The sequence below is a fragment of the Lachnospiraceae bacterium oral taxon 500 genome, assembly GCA_002999035.1.
Lineage (GTDB): Bacteria > Bacillota > Clostridia > Lachnospirales > Vallitaleaceae > W11650.
Genome location: CP027241.1, coordinates 538,218 through 556,278 on the forward strand (window position 1 = coordinate 538,218; position 18,061 = coordinate 556,278).

The window sequence follows — 18,061 nt, forward strand, 5'->3', positions numbered from 1 at the left end:
TCCACTTCGGCGCTTCCTTATCGGCCATGCAAAACCTCCGCCGGCCGAAGCCGGAGCAGCATTCGAATCGCCGGAATACTGCCGGCTAAAATAACGGTCAGCACCAAAACACCAATCAGCGGAATGACAAATAATTTCATTTCAATCGGCGACCCGAAAACGGTCTGACCAATGATTTGAGCAAAGCCGAAACCGATCAAATAGCCGACCGCCGCCCCGATCACACCGGTGACTGCAATCTCCGTCAAAAAGAGCGCCGAAATTGCGCCGTCCTTGGCTCCGATCGCCTTTAACAGACCAATCTCGCTGCTTCGTTCCATCACACTGGCCGTTACCAGGTTGGTAATGCCCAGCGCCGAACCGGCTAAACTAAGAATCGTAATCAGCACCATCAAAAGTTGAATCTTTTCCAAAATCGCTCCTTCCGAATCGGCTACCTGCCGCACCGGTGAAGCAACAGAATCAGTGATCACATCCTGAATCTGATAACAAATCGAACTGACATAAGCCGTACAGTACCACAGCTCATACTGCTTAATCGTCAGGGAACTCGGATCTTTGGCCGCCTTGACCGCCAACTCGTTATCCGGCGTTGTCAGCGCACTGACCTCAATACTGGTCAAATAGCCTTTTTTGTCGGCCAAGGTCTGAACCATGGCCATCGGTGCAAAAATCTGCTCCTCGGCACTGTCGCCGGAGTTAAAAATGCCCCGCACCGTCACTTCTTCCTGACCAAAGGGCGTTGACAGGCGAATGATATCGCCGCTGTGAATATTTTCCCGCTTGGCCAAAGTTTCTCCCACCATAACTGCTTTTTCGGTCTGAGCAGCGCTTTGCTCATCCAGCCACTCGCCCTCGCGCAAGTCCCACCAGGTTCTGAGATTGCGCAAACCGGTATTTAGCGTTTCACCGGTCGGTAGTTCCAAATGATGATTAAACCAAGTGCCGACTATCGTGGCTTGCTCCCCGCTCTCCAAGGTGACAGCCGTATCTAAAAACGGCGTAAAATCAACGATATTAAAGGCCCAGAAAATGGTTTTAATATTTCCCAGCTCCGATTCCAAGAGATACGCTCCCTTCGCCGAACCGCCTTCAATTTCATACAAATTGCTGACTACCGAAGCCGACTTGGGCACGACCATGATATTGGCGCCATAGGTTTTCAGCTCCTGATTCACTTTGTCGCCGACATCCATCATTACATTGAGCATGGCTGTTGCCAGAGATGCCCCCAAAGCAATGGTCATGGCAATCATCAGCATTTTTTTCCACTGGCGCCCGAATGCGCCCTTTATCATTCTGAAAAACATTCTATGTCCTCATTTCTTAAAGGTCTTTTCATGCTTAATCAAGGTTTCAATCGGCACGATAATATAGCCGTCGGAAATACTGTAGTCAATCACAATCGGATTGCAGCCGCCTTTAAAACCGATGGTATTGATGTTCATAACCACATCACACAAATTACAGACGACTTGGCCATTGCGTTCATAATAGCCGGTTTCGCCGCAAATATCACAAGCGTCCAGCCCAATGCCGTAAGCGGATGAGTTCGGCTTTTTAATTACAATAAAACGAATCGCCACCCCGTTTTCCGTCGTATAGGCAAAGCGGTGGAGCCTCCCGTCCTCCACCTGAGTCAAAGAAATATACATATTATTATCCCGCTGTTCACATTCCTCAATCGGGGAAAGCGCCACTACCTTATTATCCCACATCCGGAAAAAAGTCAGCGTCAGAATCACCAGCGCAAAGCAAAGCGTCAGCGTAGTGGACCAGCGCCGGATATTCAGCCATTTGGCTCGAATTTTGCGATGCTCGGCCGGATTGGTATAAGGCTCCTGCACGCTGAAGCTCCGCAGCCATAAAAGCAGCGGTACCACAAAAGCAACGGCCATCACCGCATAAAGGAACCAATCACTTAAATTGGCCGTATATCTGGCCAGCAGAAAAAACACCCGCCCCTTAATCAGCCTTTTCGCATGCAGCACCTGCACCGCTTTGCCGATCTGCTGAAAACCGTTGATAAACAAGGCTATATTTAAGAGCCTAGCCATCAGCCGAAACTCCAGCCGCTTGACCGTATGCCCGGCCGCCAGTGCCGCGATGAGCGACAGCACCAGTCCTAAAAAATAGCCAATCAGCCGGTAAAAAAAGGCGGTGGACAAAACAGATTCACCGTTCAGATTAAAATTAAAGGGATATGCCAAAACCTCCGGCAACGCGTAAAAGACCAGGCAAAAAGTCCAGACCGAAGCCAGCACCGGCGTCAGCCATTCACCCGCTATCCCCATTTTTTGCCGTATTTTTCGGCTGCCGAAAATATAATAAAGCAGCAACGCAACCGTAGAAACAGCAAATATACGGACATTCCACATACCGGCTCCGCCGGTGTTATCAATCACTTTTGTTGTATTTTTTAATATTGCCCGGATAATCGCTGCGAGGAGCCCTGCTCCGGCTCCGAGCGTGACAATACGCCGCCCCTTTTGCTTAAACTCGGCAAAAATATAGGCATAAAGCAGCCCCAGCAAAATCGCCGGCAGAGCGGTATTTTCTGTAACTAAGATTAAATATTTCAGCATATTGCCAACTCCCGTCTTCTGATTACAGCCCCTATTCGTCATCCGTTTTCAACAAATGGCTTGTCTGAACTGCAACATTTTTTATTAACTCAACTTTCCCCATCCCTTCAAAGCCGGCTTTTCCGGCAATGCAAACCCGAAAAGTACCGGTTCCTCTCAGGGAAAACGAAATATCCATATTCCGTACAGATATATATGACGCCTGTAATACTCAGAATCAAAAACCGCTGTCAGAGCCGTTTTCTTTCTTCCGGGCATTACACACAGCATATCATGTTTTTTAACACGACAAGCCAATGCCGCCAAACGGCACTGGCTTATCTTCTTATCGGCCGGCTTGCAGCCGACCTCCTCAACCAATTAACCTTTGCCCGCGATAGGACGATCTCGCCAAGCTCCGGTTTTTACCACTCTTGCGGAGTATATTCCCAGCCCTCATGCGTAATTTGCAGATTGCCGTCTTTGAAATAGTCGTCAAACGAACCTCCCGGGCCGGTTTCGGCATCGGTGTGCAGCAAATATCCGTTTTCTTCCGGATTGTGGAAAGTAAAGGTGACAGCATAGGTATCTGCCTTATCCAGCTTAATGTTAGCACCGTAGTGCGGGCCATCGGAAGCACTCATAACCATGAAAGTACCTTCGGCAGCAACATCACCCTTGCCGTTATCGCCGACAACCTTGTAATCAACGGTCAGATACGGCACCCAATCGCCCAAGCCGTAGCCCAGCTTATTTTCGAGCGCTTTGATATCACATTCCAAATGAATGTTAAAGCCTTCGATATTTTCGTTACCGTTAGACATCGGCACCGGTTGGAAATAAACAGCCGATACGCTCATAAAACCAACTTCTTCGTCTTCAAAAATCGGATATTCGGTAAATCCGGCTTCATTACCGGTAGCAGCCTGATCGGTTTCTACCTTGGCAGTATTTTCCTTGGTATCTTCTTTTGTCTGCTCGGTTTGTTGCCCTTTTTCCGGTTCCTTCGGCTGTTCCGTAGTCTTACCGCAGCCGGCCAGCGCCAGAACCATTGCCAGCGCTAAAAGCATTGCACCATATTTTTTCATTTTAAGTATCTCCTTCCAGAAAAACATATTTACCGGTTATTTCCTTTTCGCCAAATAATCGATAAAAGTAACTAAAGTTATCTCTTGCCCAGTCTGAATGAATCGTCCCATCATCCTCCCCTTTTGGCATTTATCATTACCCCGCGCCGGCCGAAACAGGCGCCGGAATAACTTCATCATTATTCTTTACTCAACTTTGGCAGAAGCCGCGGCACTGCCCGCCTTCGCTTCCAACTCCAGCCGCATTTTCTTATTTTTGCGAACCTGCAGGCCAAAGGTAACCACCGTAATCACCAACAGAATAAACTGCGGAATCAAAGTTTCATACAGCGGATAAATCCCTAAGATATCCAGCACTTCGGTAACCGTAAACCAATTTTGATAAGCCGCTTCAATCACGCCGCCCTCAATAAACTCTTTGATGCCGGCACCCAAAAAGCAAATCGCCATCACCGCCATCAAAATACTGGTTGCCAGGAAAAAGGGCTTGAGCGGCAGACGAATACTGAGAAAGCGAATCAGCAAAAAGACCACCACCAAAATCGCGCAGCCCGAAAGAAAACCAAGCCACACCATATTAGCATTGCTTTCCTGCATCAGCGGCTGATAAAACAAAATAACTTCCGCTCCTTCACGAAAAACTGCTAACCATGCCGTAAAACCAAGAGCAATCGCACTTCCCCGCTCCAGTGAACCGGCTACCTTGCTTTCAATATACTGCGACCACAGCGCCGATTCGGATTTTGACACCATCCAGTTGCTGACATAAAACAAAACCGCCACCGCCAAGAGCGCCGCCGCTCCTTCAATAATCTCCTGTGACATGGCGTTTTCCGGATTGATCTTTTTCAGATAATCAATAAAATAAGCCATAATAAAACTGCACACCACCGCAAAAGCCGCTCCGAAGTAAACCGGAGCAACACCGCGCTTGTTGCCGGATTTAATCAAATAAGCAATAATCGCTCCGACAATCAGAATAGCCTCTAAACCTTCCCGCAAAATAATCGCCAAACTCCCGATAAAAGCCGCTACCGCTCCGCCGGCCGGATTTTTCGGCGTTTGACTTTGATTTTCAGAAGACGGCGCTTCTGTATTTTCCGCATTTTCGGCTGCCTTTTGATCGCCCGGCCGGCCGTCCGGCTGCAAAACATCGGCGTCTTCATGCAGCATATCGCTTAACTTTTGACCTTCCGCTTTAACCGCTTCCAGACTGGCGCCGTCTTTTTTAACCGCCTTGCGGAAAGCCACAAACTGCAGTTCAACCGCACTGACCCGGCTGCCGGAAATATAAGTCATAACATTACGCTCAAAGCCGGTCGTTTCATAATAGCCCCAGTAGGTTGCTTTTGCATATTCATAGGCCTCTTTTTGATTGCCCGCTTCGTATAATTCCTCTACCCGGCCGATCAAAACATCAATCGCATCGGCGACTTCATGCCAGTTGCGGGCTTCCAGGCCATTGGCGGTCGAATACTCTTCCCAGGTTTTGTAATATTTTGCTTCTTCGGCCAACACCGCCCCCGGCAGCATGAACAAAAGACTTAGCACTAATACCGCACTAAACAAATTCCGTAATCTTTGTAGCTTCTGCTTTTTCTTCATCTTGCTCCCTCTTAATGACATCTCTGCTCCGCTGCCGGAGCATAGTCCTGTTCTGCAATTTTATATTGCCCGGCAAACTCGTCCGCTGCAAATGCTTCATTTAATATATGATCCGAAAAACCGGCCGCCCCCTTTAAAAAATAGGAATAATGTTCCTGCTGTGCATCCCAGGTTGCGTCCAAATGATAATACTTGCCGTCTAATTCCACGATATTCCAGGCATGCAGTTGTTCCGCATTTTTACCGGTCACCGAGCCGGTTACAATCCTGACGTTAATTCCCGCCTGCCGCAGCAGTCGGTACAGGGCAACGCAGTAGCCCTGGCAGGTCGCATTTTCCTGCACCAGCGCCGCATAAGCGGTGGAACGCATGAAATAATAGGGGTTCTTGCGATGCACCCGGTCATATTTGACATGCCGGCAAACATAATCATAAGCGGCTTTGACCTTGTCATAATCCGGCATCTCCCCATCCCGGGCCATCTCTGCCCAAATCTCCGCCAGCTTCCCAGCCACTTCCTCTTCCTGAAATAAATACAAATAATATTTCGGAATAATCTCAACTGTGTAAAAATACCCGCCGTCAGAAGCGCGCCGGCTGCATTTCTGCTCATAGCCGCCATACTGATAGCGAATATAATCGCCCTCATCCGGCCGCTCGGTTTCTTGCAGCGCCGCTTCCACCCAAGCATCAACCATAGCCGTCATCTCTGCCAAAACATCCCGTTCCTGCTCAAAAGAAATCACAATTCGCTGGGAATGCAGCCGCAATGCCCGGCGAATTTCAGTGATGACCTCGCTTTCATTGGCAATCACCACCGGTGGTCCTTCTCCGCCCGAACCTTTACTTTTCCCCGGCAACGCCAATGCTGCACTTAAAATCAGAAAAGCCGCAATCCCGCCGACTATCAAAAGCCTTTTCTGCCCTATCACCCTGCGCACCTTTCTTTCCGCCACTGCTGCCCGTGTCCGCTATGTTTTAGTTAGCCGGGACTAACCCTGCCCGCAAAAAAGAATGCTGAAACACATATCGTTCTCTGTTTGAAAATTTCAGCATCGCCCCGTCTTTTTCCTTCGCTGCTGTTTTTTTAATATCGCTAATGATAATCATTCTTATCAAAGCTTATTGAAAACATAAATATTATGCCATAGGAAAATCGGCTTGTCAATATATAAATTTTGTTTTTCCATACCGAAAACAGCATTCTCGGCGGTTTTCCAAGTATTTTTCCAAATTCTCGAAGCTGTTTTGATAAAAATTGAATCAACTTTTCATAAAGTCTAAAAAATATCCAACGTTATTAAATTTACTTACCGGACGCTTGTTTTTTGTTTTCGCTCAATTTTTCATAAAGCCCCAAAATATCCCAACGTTATTAAATTTACTTGCCGGATGCTTGTTTTTTGTTTTCGCTTTTGTTATACTAAACTTAGCTTCCCTCATTAAATGGAAGCAGACACTATAGATAACAAATTTTTAAGGAGGAGAGAGAATGATGAAAAAAAAGTTTTATTTGCCCCTGCTTTGCCTGCTGCTGATATTGGCGGCCGCGCTGCCGGCTGAGGCGGCAGTAAATGCAGTACCTTCGAGCGTTAAGGTAAAGGTTGACCAAAAAAAGGTCGCCGTCCGCGCCTATAATATTGACGGTGCCAATTATTTTAAGCTGCGGGATGTAGCTATGGCCTTAAAAAACAGTACCAAGTCATTTAATGTCAGCTGGAACAACACCACCAAAAGTATCGCCCTAACCAAAGGCCAAAAATACCGGCCGGTCGGCGGCGAGTTGTCTCCGGATTTGCCGGCCATTACTTCCATCGCCCCCAGCGAAGCCGGTTTAATCTTGGATGAAGTCCCGGTCGAGCTAACCGCCTATACAATTAACGGCAATAATTATTTTAAGCTCCGCGACCTGTGCGCCTTACTGGAAATCGGTGTCACTTATTCCGCCGAGGAAAACCAAATTCAGCTGCGGACCGATATGGACTACATCCGTTCGGCTTTCCTGGAGTTAGCCGATAAAGACCCTAATGAATACCAATTCGTCCAAGTCCATAATTCCAAATATTTGTACAGCGTTGAGCTGCCCGCTATTTTGGCCGGTCTGCCTTTAAATCACGCCGGTGACGGCCTGACCGTGTATGATGACAGCGATAAAGACCACACTTCTTACAGCAACTTAAGTGTTTTTGCCGGCTATAATGTGCTTGACCAAACATTGGAGGAAGCGGCGCAAGGACTGCTCAGCTACATTCCGAATATCGATAAGGAGCTGCTTTCCATAACTCCGATTTCGGTCAAAGGTGCGCAAGCCGCTTACAAATTGAACTATGTCGGTGAATATTATATTCAAGCCGTCATCGCCAAAAAAAATGATGCCTTTTACTATCTCACTTATCATTGCGGCAACTTTAATCTGATTGACAGCCGCTTTTTGCCGGTATTATCTGATTTGTACTCCCGTATGGAAGAAAGCTTGACTATCTATTAACTTCTAAACTTTCCCATGTTCGGCAGAACAGTCTTTTTTAGGCTCGTTGCATGGGCAGGAACGGAATGCGATTTGCAAAGCAAATCGCGAGAGTGAGTCCATGCACCCGCTCTCTGAGCGGGACAGAGCCAAAAAAGACTATGGGAAAGTTGAGTTAACTTTTTAACCCTATCATCACTTTTTTAGGAGGTATGCCATGAAGTTTTTCTTAGACACCGCTAATGTTGAGGATATCCGGAAAGCCGCCGCTATGGGCGTGATTTGCGGCGTAACCACCAATCCCTCACTGATTGCCCGTGAGGGTCGCGACTTTAAAGAAGTTTTACAGGAAATCAGCAGTATTGTCGACGGCCCAATCAGCGGCGAGGTTAAAGCTACGACCACTGAGGCCGAAGCAATGATTGAAGAAGCCAGAGAAATCGCCCAGCTTCACCCCAATATGGTGGTTAAAATTCCCATGACCGTCGAAGGCTTAAAAGCGGTTAAGGTACTGGCCAAAGAAAAGATTAAAACCAATGTTACCTTGATTTTCAGTGCCAATCAGGCCTTGCTGGCGGCCCGGGCCGGTGCCAATTATGTTTCGCCTTTCTTAGGGCGCCTGGATGATATTTCCACCGACGGCGTCGAACTCGTCAGAACGATTGCCGAGATTTTTGCAATTTATGATCTGCCGACCGAAATCATCGCCGCCAGTGTCCGTCACCCAATGCATGTCACCCAGTGCGCTTTGGCCGGCGCGGATATCGCGACCGTTCCCTATGCGGTGATTGAAGCCATGACCAAGCATCCCTTAACCGATGCCGGGATTGAAAAGTTTAAGCAGGATTACTTAAAGGTCTTTGGAAAATAGGATTTGACACTTGATTTTTTTGTAAATCATTGTTAAAATAGGGAATGTTGAATTTAAAATGCTTGAAAAAAGCTATCTGTTGTTTCTGATTGCTGCCGCAAAATATAATTATTGATTCGGCAGCCGGCAAATGCCGCAAAACACCGGTACTCCGGCACATAACCGGTCAGCACCCGTAAATTTTGTAAAACAAATAACAGCAGCTTGGCTTGGGTTTTAGGAGGGTATTTATGCCGCAGTGGTTACTAATTTTACTGATCGTGCTTGCCGTGACAGCCGTTGTTTTGTTTGTGCTGTATTATTTCGGCAACAAAATGCAAAAAAAGGCAAACGACAGTCAGGAGATGATTGAGCAAAGCAAAGTCGTAACGTCCGCGCTGATCATCGATAAAAAGAAGCTGAAAGCTCAGGATTCTTCTTTACCGCAGATGGTGCAGGAACAAATTCCGTTTTATCTGCGTTGGCGCAAGCTCCCGATGGTCAAGGCCAAAATCGGACCCAAAATCGCAACGCTGTTATGTGATGAAAGCGTCTATCAGCAATTACCAATCAAAAAAATGGTGAAAATTGAGTTAGCCGGTCTTTATATTGTCAGCATCAAAAGCGGCAAGTTAGAGACTCCGGCAAAACCGGGCTGGCGCCAGCGTTTGGCGCTGTGGGTCAAAAATGCCCAAGCCAAAACAAACGCGCAAAGCAGCGCTAAAAAATAACTCAGCTTTTCCTGCAAACAGGCAGCTTGCAATGTGGCGAAGCATTTCGCAACAAGTTCAGGAAATGTTTCTCGTTCCCGCAATGCCGCCCGACCCGCCTAAAAAATTACGGCTCTGACCAGCATGGAAAAGTTGAATGCAACAATAGCAAAATCTTTTAGTAAAGAGCGGCTGCACAGGGCGATTTCCGGCAGTCGCTTTCTTTATTAACCATAGCGGCACTATCCGCAAGGAGGAAATGATGTCTAATTTTCATGGCAGTGATGTTGAAAAAATTGCTGGTCTCTATCAGGTTCAGCCTCAGGATTTAATTAACTTCGGCGTAAATGCCAACCCTTTGGGTCTGCCCGCTAAAGCAAAGCAGGCCTTAGCCGAACAAATCGAGCTTTTCAGCCGCTATCCCGACCCGGAGTATGCTCAGCTGAAAAATGCACTCAGCCGCTATTTGGCGGTGGATTTTGCCCGTATCCTGCCAGCCAGCGGCACCAGCGAACTGATTCATCAGGTGATTCGGCATTTCGCGCCGAAAAAGGCGCTGCTCTATACCCCGACTTATTCCGAGTATGCCAGTGACGTCCGCAGGCAGGGCGGTCAGGTACTGGAGCTGCCGCTGGTCAAGGACAACCATTTTCAATTTCCGGCGGCTGAATTCCATCGTTTGCTGGAGTCGGCCGATTTTGTCCTGCTGTGTAATCCCAATAACCCAACCGCCACGCTTTTAAGCGCTGAGGAACTGGCACCGCTGATTGGACGGGCGCAGGAAAAGCAAATTCCTTTTATTATTGATGAAACTTATATCGAATTCACCGAGCAGCCGCAAAAATACAGCGCTATCTCCCTGATTCGCCAATTTTCCAATTTAATTATCCTGCGTGGATTTTCCAAGTTTTTTGCCGCACCGGGACTGCGCTTAGGCTATGCCGTATTCGGCAACCCCGACTGGCTGCAAAGCCTGCAAAGCGGCTATCCCTGGGGGGTTCACGCGCTGGCTGCCTATGCCGGCGAAGTTTTTCTGGAAGATCAGGATTATATTCAGACCAGCCATCGCTTTGTCCAGGCGGAAAAAAAGCGGATTTCGACTTTTTTGGAAGCCCTGCCGAATTTAACAGTTTACCCGGCAACGGCTAATTTTTTCCTGCTCGAACTCCAACGCCAAAACGCAACCGATCTCTTTCTCTATCTGCTGCACCGCGGGCTTTTAATCCGCAATTTCCATGATGAAATCGGCCCCGGCTTTTTCCGCTTCTGTATCTTAGATCAGGCCAGCAATACCCGCCTGCTGGAGGCAATCGCCGATTTCGTAAAGGGAGCGGAGAGTTAATTACATTTTGAGGTAAAATTTTATGGAATTTCGATTAGCAGTACCCGAGGATTTACCTAACATAAAAGAAGTATACCAAGCTATCGTAAAAAGAATGATTGAAAACAAAATCAAAATTTGGGACGATGTTTATCCTTGTGATTTTTTTGAAGAAGATATAAATAAAAATCGCTTATATATTTTACTGGACAAAGAGATTATTGCCGCTGCATTTGTTTTGACTAACGAACATAGCGGATATAAAAATGTAGAATGGCAAGATAATACGGCAACCGCTGTTTATTTAGATCGCTTGGGTGTTAATGTTTTGTATGGCCGAAAAGGAATTGCCAGTATGATGATCGCGAAAGCAATCGAAGTCGGCAGGAAATCAGGCGCCCAATATTTAAGACTATTTGTTATTGATGAAAATAAACCGGCCATTAATTTATACGAGAAAAATAAATTGATAAAAGCTAAAGGAATATATACCGAAATTATTGATGATGAGCTCAGTTTTAATGAATATGGTTACGAAATAAGGTTAAACTAATTCATGATGTTTTAAAAAAAAGGAGAAAATACGACATGATACGAAATATGCAATTAAGTGATGCGGCTTGCCTGCAAAGAATTTGCGGGCAGGCATTGGGCTATAACGCCGATATCGCATTAGTAGAACATCAAATCCGGAAATTATCAAATGACCCGCACCATATTATGGCTGTTTATGAAGAGGAAGGCACTCAAAATGCAATCGGTTTTGTCCATGCCGAGTTATATGAGAGCATTTACAGCGACACCGGTTTAAATATTCTGGCACTGGCAGTTGACCCGGCGTTTCAAGGCAAAGGAATCGGCCAAAAACTGATGGCTTTCATAGAAGCATACGCCGCCCAAAATCACCTCGCCTTTATTCGCTTAAATTCAGGAGCACATCGAACAGACGCTCATAAGTTTTATGAAAAAATCGGATATGTTTGCGACAAAACACAAAAACGGTTTATTAAATCGTTTCGCTAAATTGTCAGACAGGCAAATATTTAGCTTAAACATACGCCACTCTTTGGGGTGAAACTCCGCGGAGCAGCGCCTGTAAGATTCGGTTTTTGGAATAATCAAACTCCCGAAAACGCTTTAGCGCCGCCTTTTCCTCGGCATAAACTTTCCAGTAGCCGGTCAGCAGACAGTCTTTCCGGCAATCGGCAAAGGCCTTAACATCATGCAGCGGATAATCCAAAAAGACCCCGATTTCATGCGGGCAGCCCGTCTGATAACGCGCTGCCAGAGCAGTCAGTTTCTCGTTTAAGCTCATTTCCGGAGCATAACCGAAATGCGCCAAGAATTGCTTTGTTTCCGGCTTCAGCAAGCAGTCTGCCAGCAGGTCTGGCTGATAAAATAAAACACCGACGCTCTCTGGCCGTTCATACAAACAAAAAGAACGCAAAGGAAAATACTGTTCGCAGCGCTCCCGGTTTCCCAGCCAAACCTGTTTCAGCGGCCGGCTGCCGTTTTTAAAAATAATGAGCGACGCTGCTTTTTGGCGCATAATCGTGGGCGCGGCATGAAAAGCAATGGTATAACATAAATACTCCATATCCGAATACTGCTTTAAGATTTCTTGAGCCGGTATTCCTACTTTTGCTCTCATTTTGCCGTTCCTCTCTCGCGCCTATTTTTTCCTGCGTTCTGTCTTTGTTCTTATTATACTCTATCTCAATCTTCCGCCCGCAGCTTATGGGTTTCGCCTGCAGATTTTATCTGCCCCAAAGCGCGGACGGAAAACCAAGTATCCCTTTTACGCCTCTGCCATCACTGCTACCGCGGCAAAGGCTTTTTACAATTTTAGAGTTTCGATAGCTCTTACAATGCCTTGCCTAATTCCTTACAGGCTGCCAGAGCATCGTCATCCGGTTCCAAATTGGCAATCAGGCCTTCCTTCACTACGTCTGCGCCGTAGCCCTTCATTCTCTCCTGCCAATCTCTCATCCATTGCCCATCGCCCCAATCGTAAGAACCAAACAGTACGACTTTCTTGCCTTTTACAGCGTCTGCAATCGACTCAACAAAGGGCTCCATTTCATCTTCTTCCAAGATTTCATCGCCCATTGCCGGACAGCCCAAAGCAACTGCTTCTGCTGCTTCTACGTCTGCCGCCGAGGCATCGCCTACTGCCAAAAGTTTCGCTTCCTTGCCGTTAGCCTTGATGCCCTCGGCTACTGCCTTAGCCATTGCTTCCGTATTGCCGGTTCCGCTCCAATAAATAACAGGTATTGCCATAATATTCTGCTCCTTTCAAGCCTTTCTGATAAAAAATTTCAATGTCCCGGCATTTTCCTTTTCCTGCCGCTGCGCTTTTCAGCACATAGACTGAAAGCCCAAAGCTGCCGCCCTTCCTGCCGACGCTCAAGCCCAAAGTCATTTCGACAAAGCAAGAAAAGTTCAATTACCGGTTCAAGTATTAAGTTTATAGAATTTGAGAATGATTGTCAATATCAAAATTGCCCATAAATCTCTTTGCTTTTTTGTATAAAAATGAACTAATTTTTACTTGACATAGAATTCTTTCTCCGGCAAACAAATATTTATGTTTACTCTGCCGAAAATCTTGCCTGCAAAAGCACCCTTTTCTCCCCATATTTTAATCTTTCCAATGAAAAAGCTGTCAAAAACTGGTTTTGTTTTTAACAGCTTTTCTGTTTTCTGTTTTTTAAATCAATAACTCAATTTTCCCATGTTCGACAGAACAGTCCTTTTTAGGCAGACTGCCCGCCCGGCGAGTAAGCGCGGTCTGTTGATGAACATACATGCGAATTCTCTTTATTCTCTTTATTCTCTTTAAAAAGAAAATTAATTTAAGAGGATTAAGAAGATCCAAGACTTTCCCCACTGCGGGCATAGTACCTCGTTTTCCATTCCGTTGGCATTCCGGCAACAGCCGCGGGAATTTTAAACATCAAAACCCTTCGCGGCTTTCCTTCATACACAGGATTCAGCTCTATTACATCAAGAAATGTCATTCCATCTGTAGTTTCCCTGCCAATCTCATATTTAAATTTTTCAATCAATACAGAAGCACCTTGCTTAAATGATGTACCGACGGGATATTTTTGCTTCTGTTCGCTGACACCAAGAATGAACCAGCCGTACTGCTGATTCTTTAAATTCGCCTCATTGCTTATGGCAGAGAAATATTGTCCAATCTTGTCTTCGGAATACTGCCCCTTTGCCTCCTTGAACTCGACGATTTCATATTCCCAGCGTTCCATAAGGCTAATCAGCAGCTCATAGTACTCCGCATCCGGAGATGTTTTATCATATATAAGCTCCGTCATCTTGCCCCTCCATATTTCTAATTTATTTGCTTGCCCTGTCTGGTTTGATACCGTTTCCACAAAGCGCCGACCGCTTCCAGCACCAGCACATACAGACCGGTCATGCCGATGGCAAAAAGGATTTCAAAGAAAATACGCAAAAAGGATAAGTACAGCGGCGTTCGAATATGAGAAAAGGTATTTAAGATATTCGCCTGTCCCATCGCCGCCATAATCGCCAAAATCGGATACAGCCACCGGTACCTTTTCTGATAAGCAAAATAACCCAGCAGCAGCACACCCGGATAGCCCAGCAAAAAGGCTTTGTTTCGCGGCCGGGCCGGCAGGACTTCTTCCAGAATATTGCGGATAAACAGCTCCATATTGGCCGGCTGCACTCCGGTTTCATGCCCGCTCCGGATAATCAGCAGCGCCACCGCTGCTAACAGCATCATCCCGATCAGCGCATGCCAAAACTTAATGTTCATGTTGAGGAAATACTGCGCCCGCTCCTTGGCAGTCAGTTCGGCTTTGCCCAAAATATCATTGCCGAAATAACGCAGCGCCACTAAAATCACGAGCACCAAAGGCAAAAGCTGCGATATCTTGACACCGGTAAAAACCTTTAACTCCAATAAATATTCACTTTCCGCATAAAAAGCCGTTTCACACAGTGCGCCCGATAGAGATATCAAAACCGCTCCCGCCAGCAGCCATAGGCTCCGGCCAAAGGCGCCGAGTTTTGTCACGGCTGCACCGGCGTCAAAGACCCGCTTACTCTCCGCCAAAACAAACTGAACCGCCAACACTGCAAATAAAATGGTAGCCGCCAGTCCAAACAAAATGTTAAATAAGCTCAGCCGGATTTGCAGCAAATAAACCGCCGCCGTCGGCAGTGCCGCCAAAGCAAACAGACCGTATAAAATTACCGGTTTGACCGCCAGCATATTCTCAATTAGCAGCAAAAAACAGGCGATGACTGCCAGCGCCGCCAGCATTTGATAGGCCGGACGCGGCCGCAGCCGCGGCATCAGCTCCAGCTTTTCACCATCAGCCGCCGAAAGCCGCCGAATATGATGCGGCGCCGCCAAAAGCCGCCTTTCCAAATCCGCAAACCGAGACTTATACACCGCATAGTCACTGACCAGATTATTTTGCGGATCGATAAATGGCTTAAAGAAAATGACCCGAATATTGCGTTCGGTAATTGCCCGGTAAAAGGTATTGACAATCTCCTGTCCCTGATGATGAAGAGGCATACTATAATCATAGCGTCTTTGAATATAATTCCAAGTAGAAAAAACCCGCACCGCCTGATAATCAAGCCCTCGCACCAGCGCTTCCAAGCCAACCTGCTCCAAATGTTCGCGCTGCACACTGGCTTCAATCATGGCGACAGCAATTTCATTTTCCCGCAGTGCATTCATCATATACTCCGGATCCGTATCCATCCCTAAAATCGTATCCCCGAAAAAAATGGCATAGCTTTGTCCGGAATACTGCTTCACAGCCGCAATAAAGCGGTCAATCGAGCGCTTCGCATTCTGCACCCCGGCTGAATAGGCCGGCCGGAACCGAACCGCCAGTCCCGCCGCCTGCACCGCTTCAATCTCAGCCGGAATATAACCTAAACCGACCAACTGTAACTTCGACATTTGGCCAACCTTATCGGTTCCGATTTTTTTCTCTAAAAAGTCCCGTACCACTTCATATTTAAAAGCAAAATCCGAAGCAATCCCGGTCAGCACCAGTGTCGTATCGCTCCGCCTGATCAGACTCCGGCCGTCAGCCAGCACTTCTTTCAGACCTTTTTCCACAAAATCAATGCCTTCTTTGGTTGCTTCAACGATCACATCATAGCCTTCAAACGATGTCCGGACTTTAAAATCATTATTCCATTTCAAAGTATCCAAACTGCTTTCGGTAATCGTCACCGAATCCAGCCCGACTTCCTTCCAATCAGCCAGCGACTGTTCCAGCGTTTTTCCTTCGGTGGCGGCAATTTTTTTAATTTCTTCCAGATCCATTGTCACTTCGTAATTTTTATATTGATTTTCCGTCCGCGCCCGGCCAAACGCCAAAAAGCCCGCTGCCAAAACTCCAATCACCAAAATTGCCGCTATTATCTTATTTGCTTTCATCCTATTCCTCACATTTCTTTGTTGTTTCCACTTCCATTGCCGAGCTGCTTCCCGGCCTCTCCGCTGGTCAGAGCAGCTGCCGCTTCTCCGCCATATCGCCGCGGGTCAGTACTTATATCCCTCTTTATCCTCTTTATCCTCTTTATCCTCTTTATCCGCTTTTTCGCTTTAGTTTGCCGCTTATCGTCCAAACCGCAATCGTTCCAGAGGACGCTTATGCCTTGTGGCTTCTTCTTTCCTTAAGAAAACGTCTGACTTCCTCCAGTCCTTTCACTTTCAGCAGGAAAATGCCAAGTCCGTAAACCATGACTCCCAATCCGGCTACAATCCCTAAATAAATAATCTGCATCAGCCGGCCGCCGGATAAAAACGCCAAAAACGGCTTGACAACATAAATCACCGCCGCCATCACCGCCGCCGCTGCCAGCATTTTACCGGCATCGATAAAAAATGTCCGGTCAAAAATCTGCCGCTCTTTTTTCAGCAGCGGCAGCAGCAAAGCCACACCATAAATCGTCGAGGACAGGGACGAAGCCATCGCCAGCCCACCGATTTCCATGACCGGAGCCAGCAGCATACATAACAAAATATTAGAAGCAATGGCAATGATCGCCCCAATCATCGGTATCCTGCCACTGCGCTCGGCAAAATAAACCCGCGCCAGCACCGTTTGCAAGGCATAGCCAATCATGCCCAGCGCAAAGTAAAATAAGGCTTTTGACGTAATCGCAATCGAAAACTGCTCAAACCGGTTGCCGGCATAAATCAGGCGAATCACCTCGGCGCTTACACTCATCAGCCCGGCCATCATCGGAATCACAAACAGCAAAATAATGCCCAGTGTCTGCCCGGTCAATCGCGCCGCCTCCTGCTTTTTCCCCTGGTTGACCAAATCGGACATCCGCGGAAAAATCACATTCATGACCGACAACACAAATACACTGATAATCATGGTATATAAGTCATTGGCGAAATTGATGGCGCTGACCGCCGCCCCATCCTGATAAATACCGGAGGCAAAGCGGATATTGACCGCAATATTAAAGGGCTGCACCCAAGTGCTGACCATAACCGGCAAAAGCAGGATGCCGACCTGCTTTAATTCGCTGCTGTGCCAGTGAAAGTTTAAATGAAAGCGGTAACCGGCCCTGCGCAGCGCCGGAACCTGAATCGCCGCCTGCATTACCCAGCCGATCAGGAAAACCACTGCCAAACCGTGAATTTGCCAGCGAACATTCGGCCCGAAAAAATAGCCGATGATAACCGCATTAAACACCACGCTGGTCAGCGCCGGAACCAAAAAGCTCTCCAGCGACTGCAAAATCCCGATAAAGGAAAAGGCAATGCCGGTAAAAAACATGGTCGGAAACAGGATTTTCAAAAGTTCCGAGGTCAGTTTTAAAGCATCGGCATCAAAGCCGGCAGCCGAAACAGCCGCCACCGCATCGGAAAAAAGCATGCCCAGCACCGACAGCACTGCCATCAGCAGCCCGACCAGCGTAATAAAGCTGTCCGAAAAGGCAAACGCCTTCTTTTTTCCGCCCTCCTGCATACATTTGCTGAACACCGGAATAAAGCTCATGGTAATGGCCGACACAAAAATAGCGTCAAAAAAAACGCGCGGTAACTGACTGGCCACCGAAAAAGCGCTCGCCTCCATACCGGTGCCGTAGGCCTGCCCCAGCAGACTCCCCCGCAGCAAAGCCATAAACTTGCCGGCTAAGGTTATTATCATTACATAACTAATTGTTTTGACCGTGTTTCTTTTCTTTTCCATTGCTCTTTCCGTTCTGCTGTTTTTTACAATTTTTACTCATTTCCCCTATCGAAGTACTCCGCGTTTCAGCAACAAGTGCAAGAGGCCGAAACATTTCCGCAAGACTGCGTACTCCGCCCTAAGCGCCCGTCTTCCTGCCCAAGCGGCAATCCGTCTTGATTTTTCGGACTTTATCCTGCGCAAAAATGGATGCCTTTTGGAAGTACTCCGCTTTCGACCGGCAC

General features: G+C 47.1%; 18 protein-coding genes. 6 read left to right on the top strand and 12 right to left on the bottom strand.

The features are described from left to right. Positions 1-17: 17 nt before the first annotated feature. From C3V36_02550 to C3V36_02570, 5 genes are all read right to left on the bottom strand, one after another. The gene (locus C3V36_02550; protein ID AVM68228.1) at positions 18-1,310 is read right to left on the bottom strand and encodes an ABC transporter permease; all 1,293 of its coding nucleotides are present in this window, start codon (positions 1,308-1,310) and stop codon (positions 18-20) included. Positions 1,311-1,319: 9 nt separating this feature from the next. Continuing rightward, a complete protein-coding gene (locus tag C3V36_02555) occupies positions 1,320-2,627 on the bottom strand; it encodes a DUF2318 domain-containing protein (protein AVM68229.1) in 1,308 nt (435 codons plus the stop codon). A gap of 362 nt (positions 2,628-2,989) precedes the next feature. Further along, a complete protein-coding gene (locus tag C3V36_02560; protein AVM68230.1) occupies positions 2,990-3,679 on the bottom strand; it encodes a hypothetical protein in 690 nt (229 codons plus the stop codon). A 159-nt stretch (positions 3,680-3,838) separates the two neighbouring features. Next, entirely contained in the window at positions 3,839-5,278 is a 1,440-nt protein-coding gene (locus C3V36_02565) for an iron permease (protein ID AVM68231.1), read from the bottom strand. Further along, a complete protein-coding gene (locus C3V36_02570; protein ID AVM68232.1) occupies positions 5,269-6,198 on the bottom strand; it encodes a hypothetical protein in 930 nt (309 codons plus the stop codon). The genes C3V36_02565 and C3V36_02570 overlap by 10 nt, the downstream gene beginning before the upstream one ends. 551 nt (positions 6,199-6,749) lie before the next feature. Between C3V36_02570 and C3V36_02575 the strand changes: the two genes are divergently transcribed. The 6 genes from C3V36_02575 (at position 6,750) to C3V36_02600 (ending at position 11,628) form a co-directional block, all read left to right on the top strand. Further along, positions 6,750-7,745, top strand: coding sequence for a hypothetical protein (locus C3V36_02575; protein ID AVM68233.1), 996 nt, complete (start codon positions 6,750-6,752; stop codon positions 7,743-7,745). Positions 7,746-7,941: 196 nt separating this feature from the next. Then, positions 7,942-8,595 (top strand): fructose-6-phosphate aldolase, encoded by a 654-nt coding sequence (fsa, locus tag C3V36_02580; GenBank protein ID AVM68234.1) that lies wholly within the window; start codon positions 7,942-7,944, stop codon positions 8,593-8,595. A gap of 230 nt (positions 8,596-8,825) precedes the next feature. Further along, positions 8,826-9,305 (top strand): hypothetical protein, encoded by a 480-nt coding sequence (locus C3V36_02585; GenBank protein ID AVM68235.1) that lies wholly within the window; start codon positions 8,826-8,828, stop codon positions 9,303-9,305. A gap of 238 nt (positions 9,306-9,543) precedes the next feature. Beyond that, positions 9,544-10,626 carry a threonine-phosphate decarboxylase gene (locus tag C3V36_02590; GenBank protein AVM68236.1) on the top strand — a complete coding sequence of 361 codons (1,083 nt, stop codon included), beginning with the start codon at positions 9,544-9,546 and terminating at the stop codon, positions 10,624-10,626. A 22-nt stretch (positions 10,627-10,648) separates the two neighbouring features. Next, positions 10,649-11,158, top strand: a complete 510-nt coding sequence (locus tag C3V36_02595; GenBank protein AVM68237.1) for a GNAT family N-acetyltransferase — start codon at positions 10,649-10,651, stop codon at positions 11,156-11,158. 35 nt (positions 11,159-11,193) lie between these two features. Next, positions 11,194-11,628, top strand: a complete 435-nt coding sequence (locus tag C3V36_02600) for a GNAT family N-acetyltransferase (GenBank protein AVM68238.1) — start codon at positions 11,194-11,196, stop codon at positions 11,626-11,628. A gap of 25 nt (positions 11,629-11,653) precedes the next feature. Here the strand turns inward: C3V36_02600 and C3V36_02605 are convergent, their stop codons facing one another. The 7 genes from C3V36_02605 to mviN all read right to left on the bottom strand — a co-directional run bounded on the left by C3V36_02605 (position 11,654) and on the right by mviN (position 17,837). Continuing rightward, entirely contained in the window at positions 11,654-12,256 is a 603-nt protein-coding gene (locus C3V36_02605; protein ID AVM68239.1) for a DUF3793 domain-containing protein, read from the bottom strand. A 212-nt stretch (positions 12,257-12,468) separates the two neighbouring features. Further along, complete coding sequence (locus C3V36_02610; GenBank protein ID AVM68240.1) at positions 12,469-12,885, bottom strand: flavodoxin; 417 nt, start codon at positions 12,883-12,885, stop codon at positions 12,469-12,471. Then, on the bottom strand, positions 12,830-13,027 hold the full coding sequence (locus tag C3V36_02615) for a hypothetical protein (protein ID AVM68241.1): 198 nt from the start codon (positions 13,025-13,027) through the stop codon (positions 12,830-12,832). The genes C3V36_02610 and C3V36_02615 overlap by 56 nt, the downstream gene beginning before the upstream one ends. A 442-nt stretch (positions 13,028-13,469) precedes the next feature. After that, a complete protein-coding gene (locus tag C3V36_02620; GenBank protein ID AVM68242.1) occupies positions 13,470-13,940 on the bottom strand; it encodes a hypothetical protein in 471 nt (156 codons plus the stop codon). A 17-nt stretch (positions 13,941-13,957) separates the two neighbouring features. Beyond that, entirely contained in the window at positions 13,958-16,060 is a 2,103-nt protein-coding gene (locus tag C3V36_02625) for a hypothetical protein (GenBank protein ID AVM68243.1), read from the bottom strand. Positions 16,061-16,068: 8 nt separating this feature from the next. Next, positions 16,069-16,251, bottom strand: coding sequence for a hypothetical protein (locus C3V36_02630; protein AVM68244.1), 183 nt, complete (start codon positions 16,249-16,251; stop codon positions 16,069-16,071). Positions 16,252-16,274: 23 nt separating this feature from the next. Continuing rightward, positions 16,275-17,837 carry a murein biosynthesis integral membrane protein MurJ gene (gene mviN / locus C3V36_02635; GenBank protein AVM68245.1) on the bottom strand — a complete coding sequence of 521 codons (1,563 nt, stop codon included), beginning with the start codon at positions 17,835-17,837 and terminating at the stop codon, positions 16,275-16,277. Positions 17,838-18,061: the final 224 nt, after the last annotated feature.

Bases quoted from the DNA above. Each gene is read 5' to 3' on its own strand.
- C3V36_02565 (AVM68231.1), bottom strand. From the start codon at position 5,278: ATGTCATTAAGAGGGAGCAAGATGAAGAAAAAGCAGAAGCTACAAAGA.
- C3V36_02555 (AVM68229.1), bottom strand. From the start codon at position 2,627: ATGACGAATAGGGGCTGTAATCAGAAGACGGGAGTTGGCAATATGCTG.
- C3V36_02605 (AVM68239.1), bottom strand. From the start codon at position 12,256: ATGAGAGCAAAAGTAGGAATACCGGCTCAAGAAATCTTAAAGCAGTAT.
- C3V36_02560 (AVM68230.1), bottom strand. From the start codon at position 3,679: ATGTTTTTCTGGAAGGAGATACTTAAAATGAAAAAATATGGTGCAATG.
- C3V36_02550 (AVM68228.1), bottom strand. From the start codon at position 1,310: ATGTTTTTCAGAATGATAAAGGGCGCATTCGGGCGCCAGTGGAAAAAA.
- C3V36_02615 (AVM68241.1), bottom strand. From the start codon at position 13,027: ATGACTTTGGGCTTGAGCGTCGGCAGGAAGGGCGGCAGCTTTGGGCTT.
- mviN (AVM68245.1), bottom strand. From the start codon at position 17,837: ATGGAAAAGAAAAGAAACACGGTCAAAACAATTAGTTATGTAATGATA.
- fsa (AVM68234.1), top strand. From the start codon at position 7,942: ATGAAGTTTTTCTTAGACACCGCTAATGTTGAGGATATCCGGAAAGCC.
- C3V36_02610 (AVM68240.1), bottom strand. From the start codon at position 12,885: ATGGCAATACCTGTTATTTATTGGAGCGGAACCGGCAATACGGAAGCA.
- C3V36_02575 (AVM68233.1), top strand. From the start codon at position 6,750: ATGATGAAAAAAAAGTTTTATTTGCCCCTGCTTTGCCTGCTGCTGATA.
- C3V36_02585 (AVM68235.1), top strand. From the start codon at position 8,826: ATGCCGCAGTGGTTACTAATTTTACTGATCGTGCTTGCCGTGACAGCC.
- C3V36_02595 (AVM68237.1), top strand. From the start codon at position 10,649: ATGGAATTTCGATTAGCAGTACCCGAGGATTTACCTAACATAAAAGAA.
- C3V36_02590 (AVM68236.1), top strand. From the start codon at position 9,544: ATGATGTCTAATTTTCATGGCAGTGATGTTGAAAAAATTGCTGGTCTC.
- C3V36_02620 (AVM68242.1), bottom strand. From the start codon at position 13,940: ATGACGGAGCTTATATATGATAAAACATCTCCGGATGCGGAGTACTAT.
- C3V36_02625 (AVM68243.1), bottom strand. From the start codon at position 16,060: ATGAAAGCAAATAAGATAATAGCGGCAATTTTGGTGATTGGAGTTTTG.
- C3V36_02600 (AVM68238.1), top strand. From the start codon at position 11,194: ATGATACGAAATATGCAATTAAGTGATGCGGCTTGCCTGCAAAGAATT.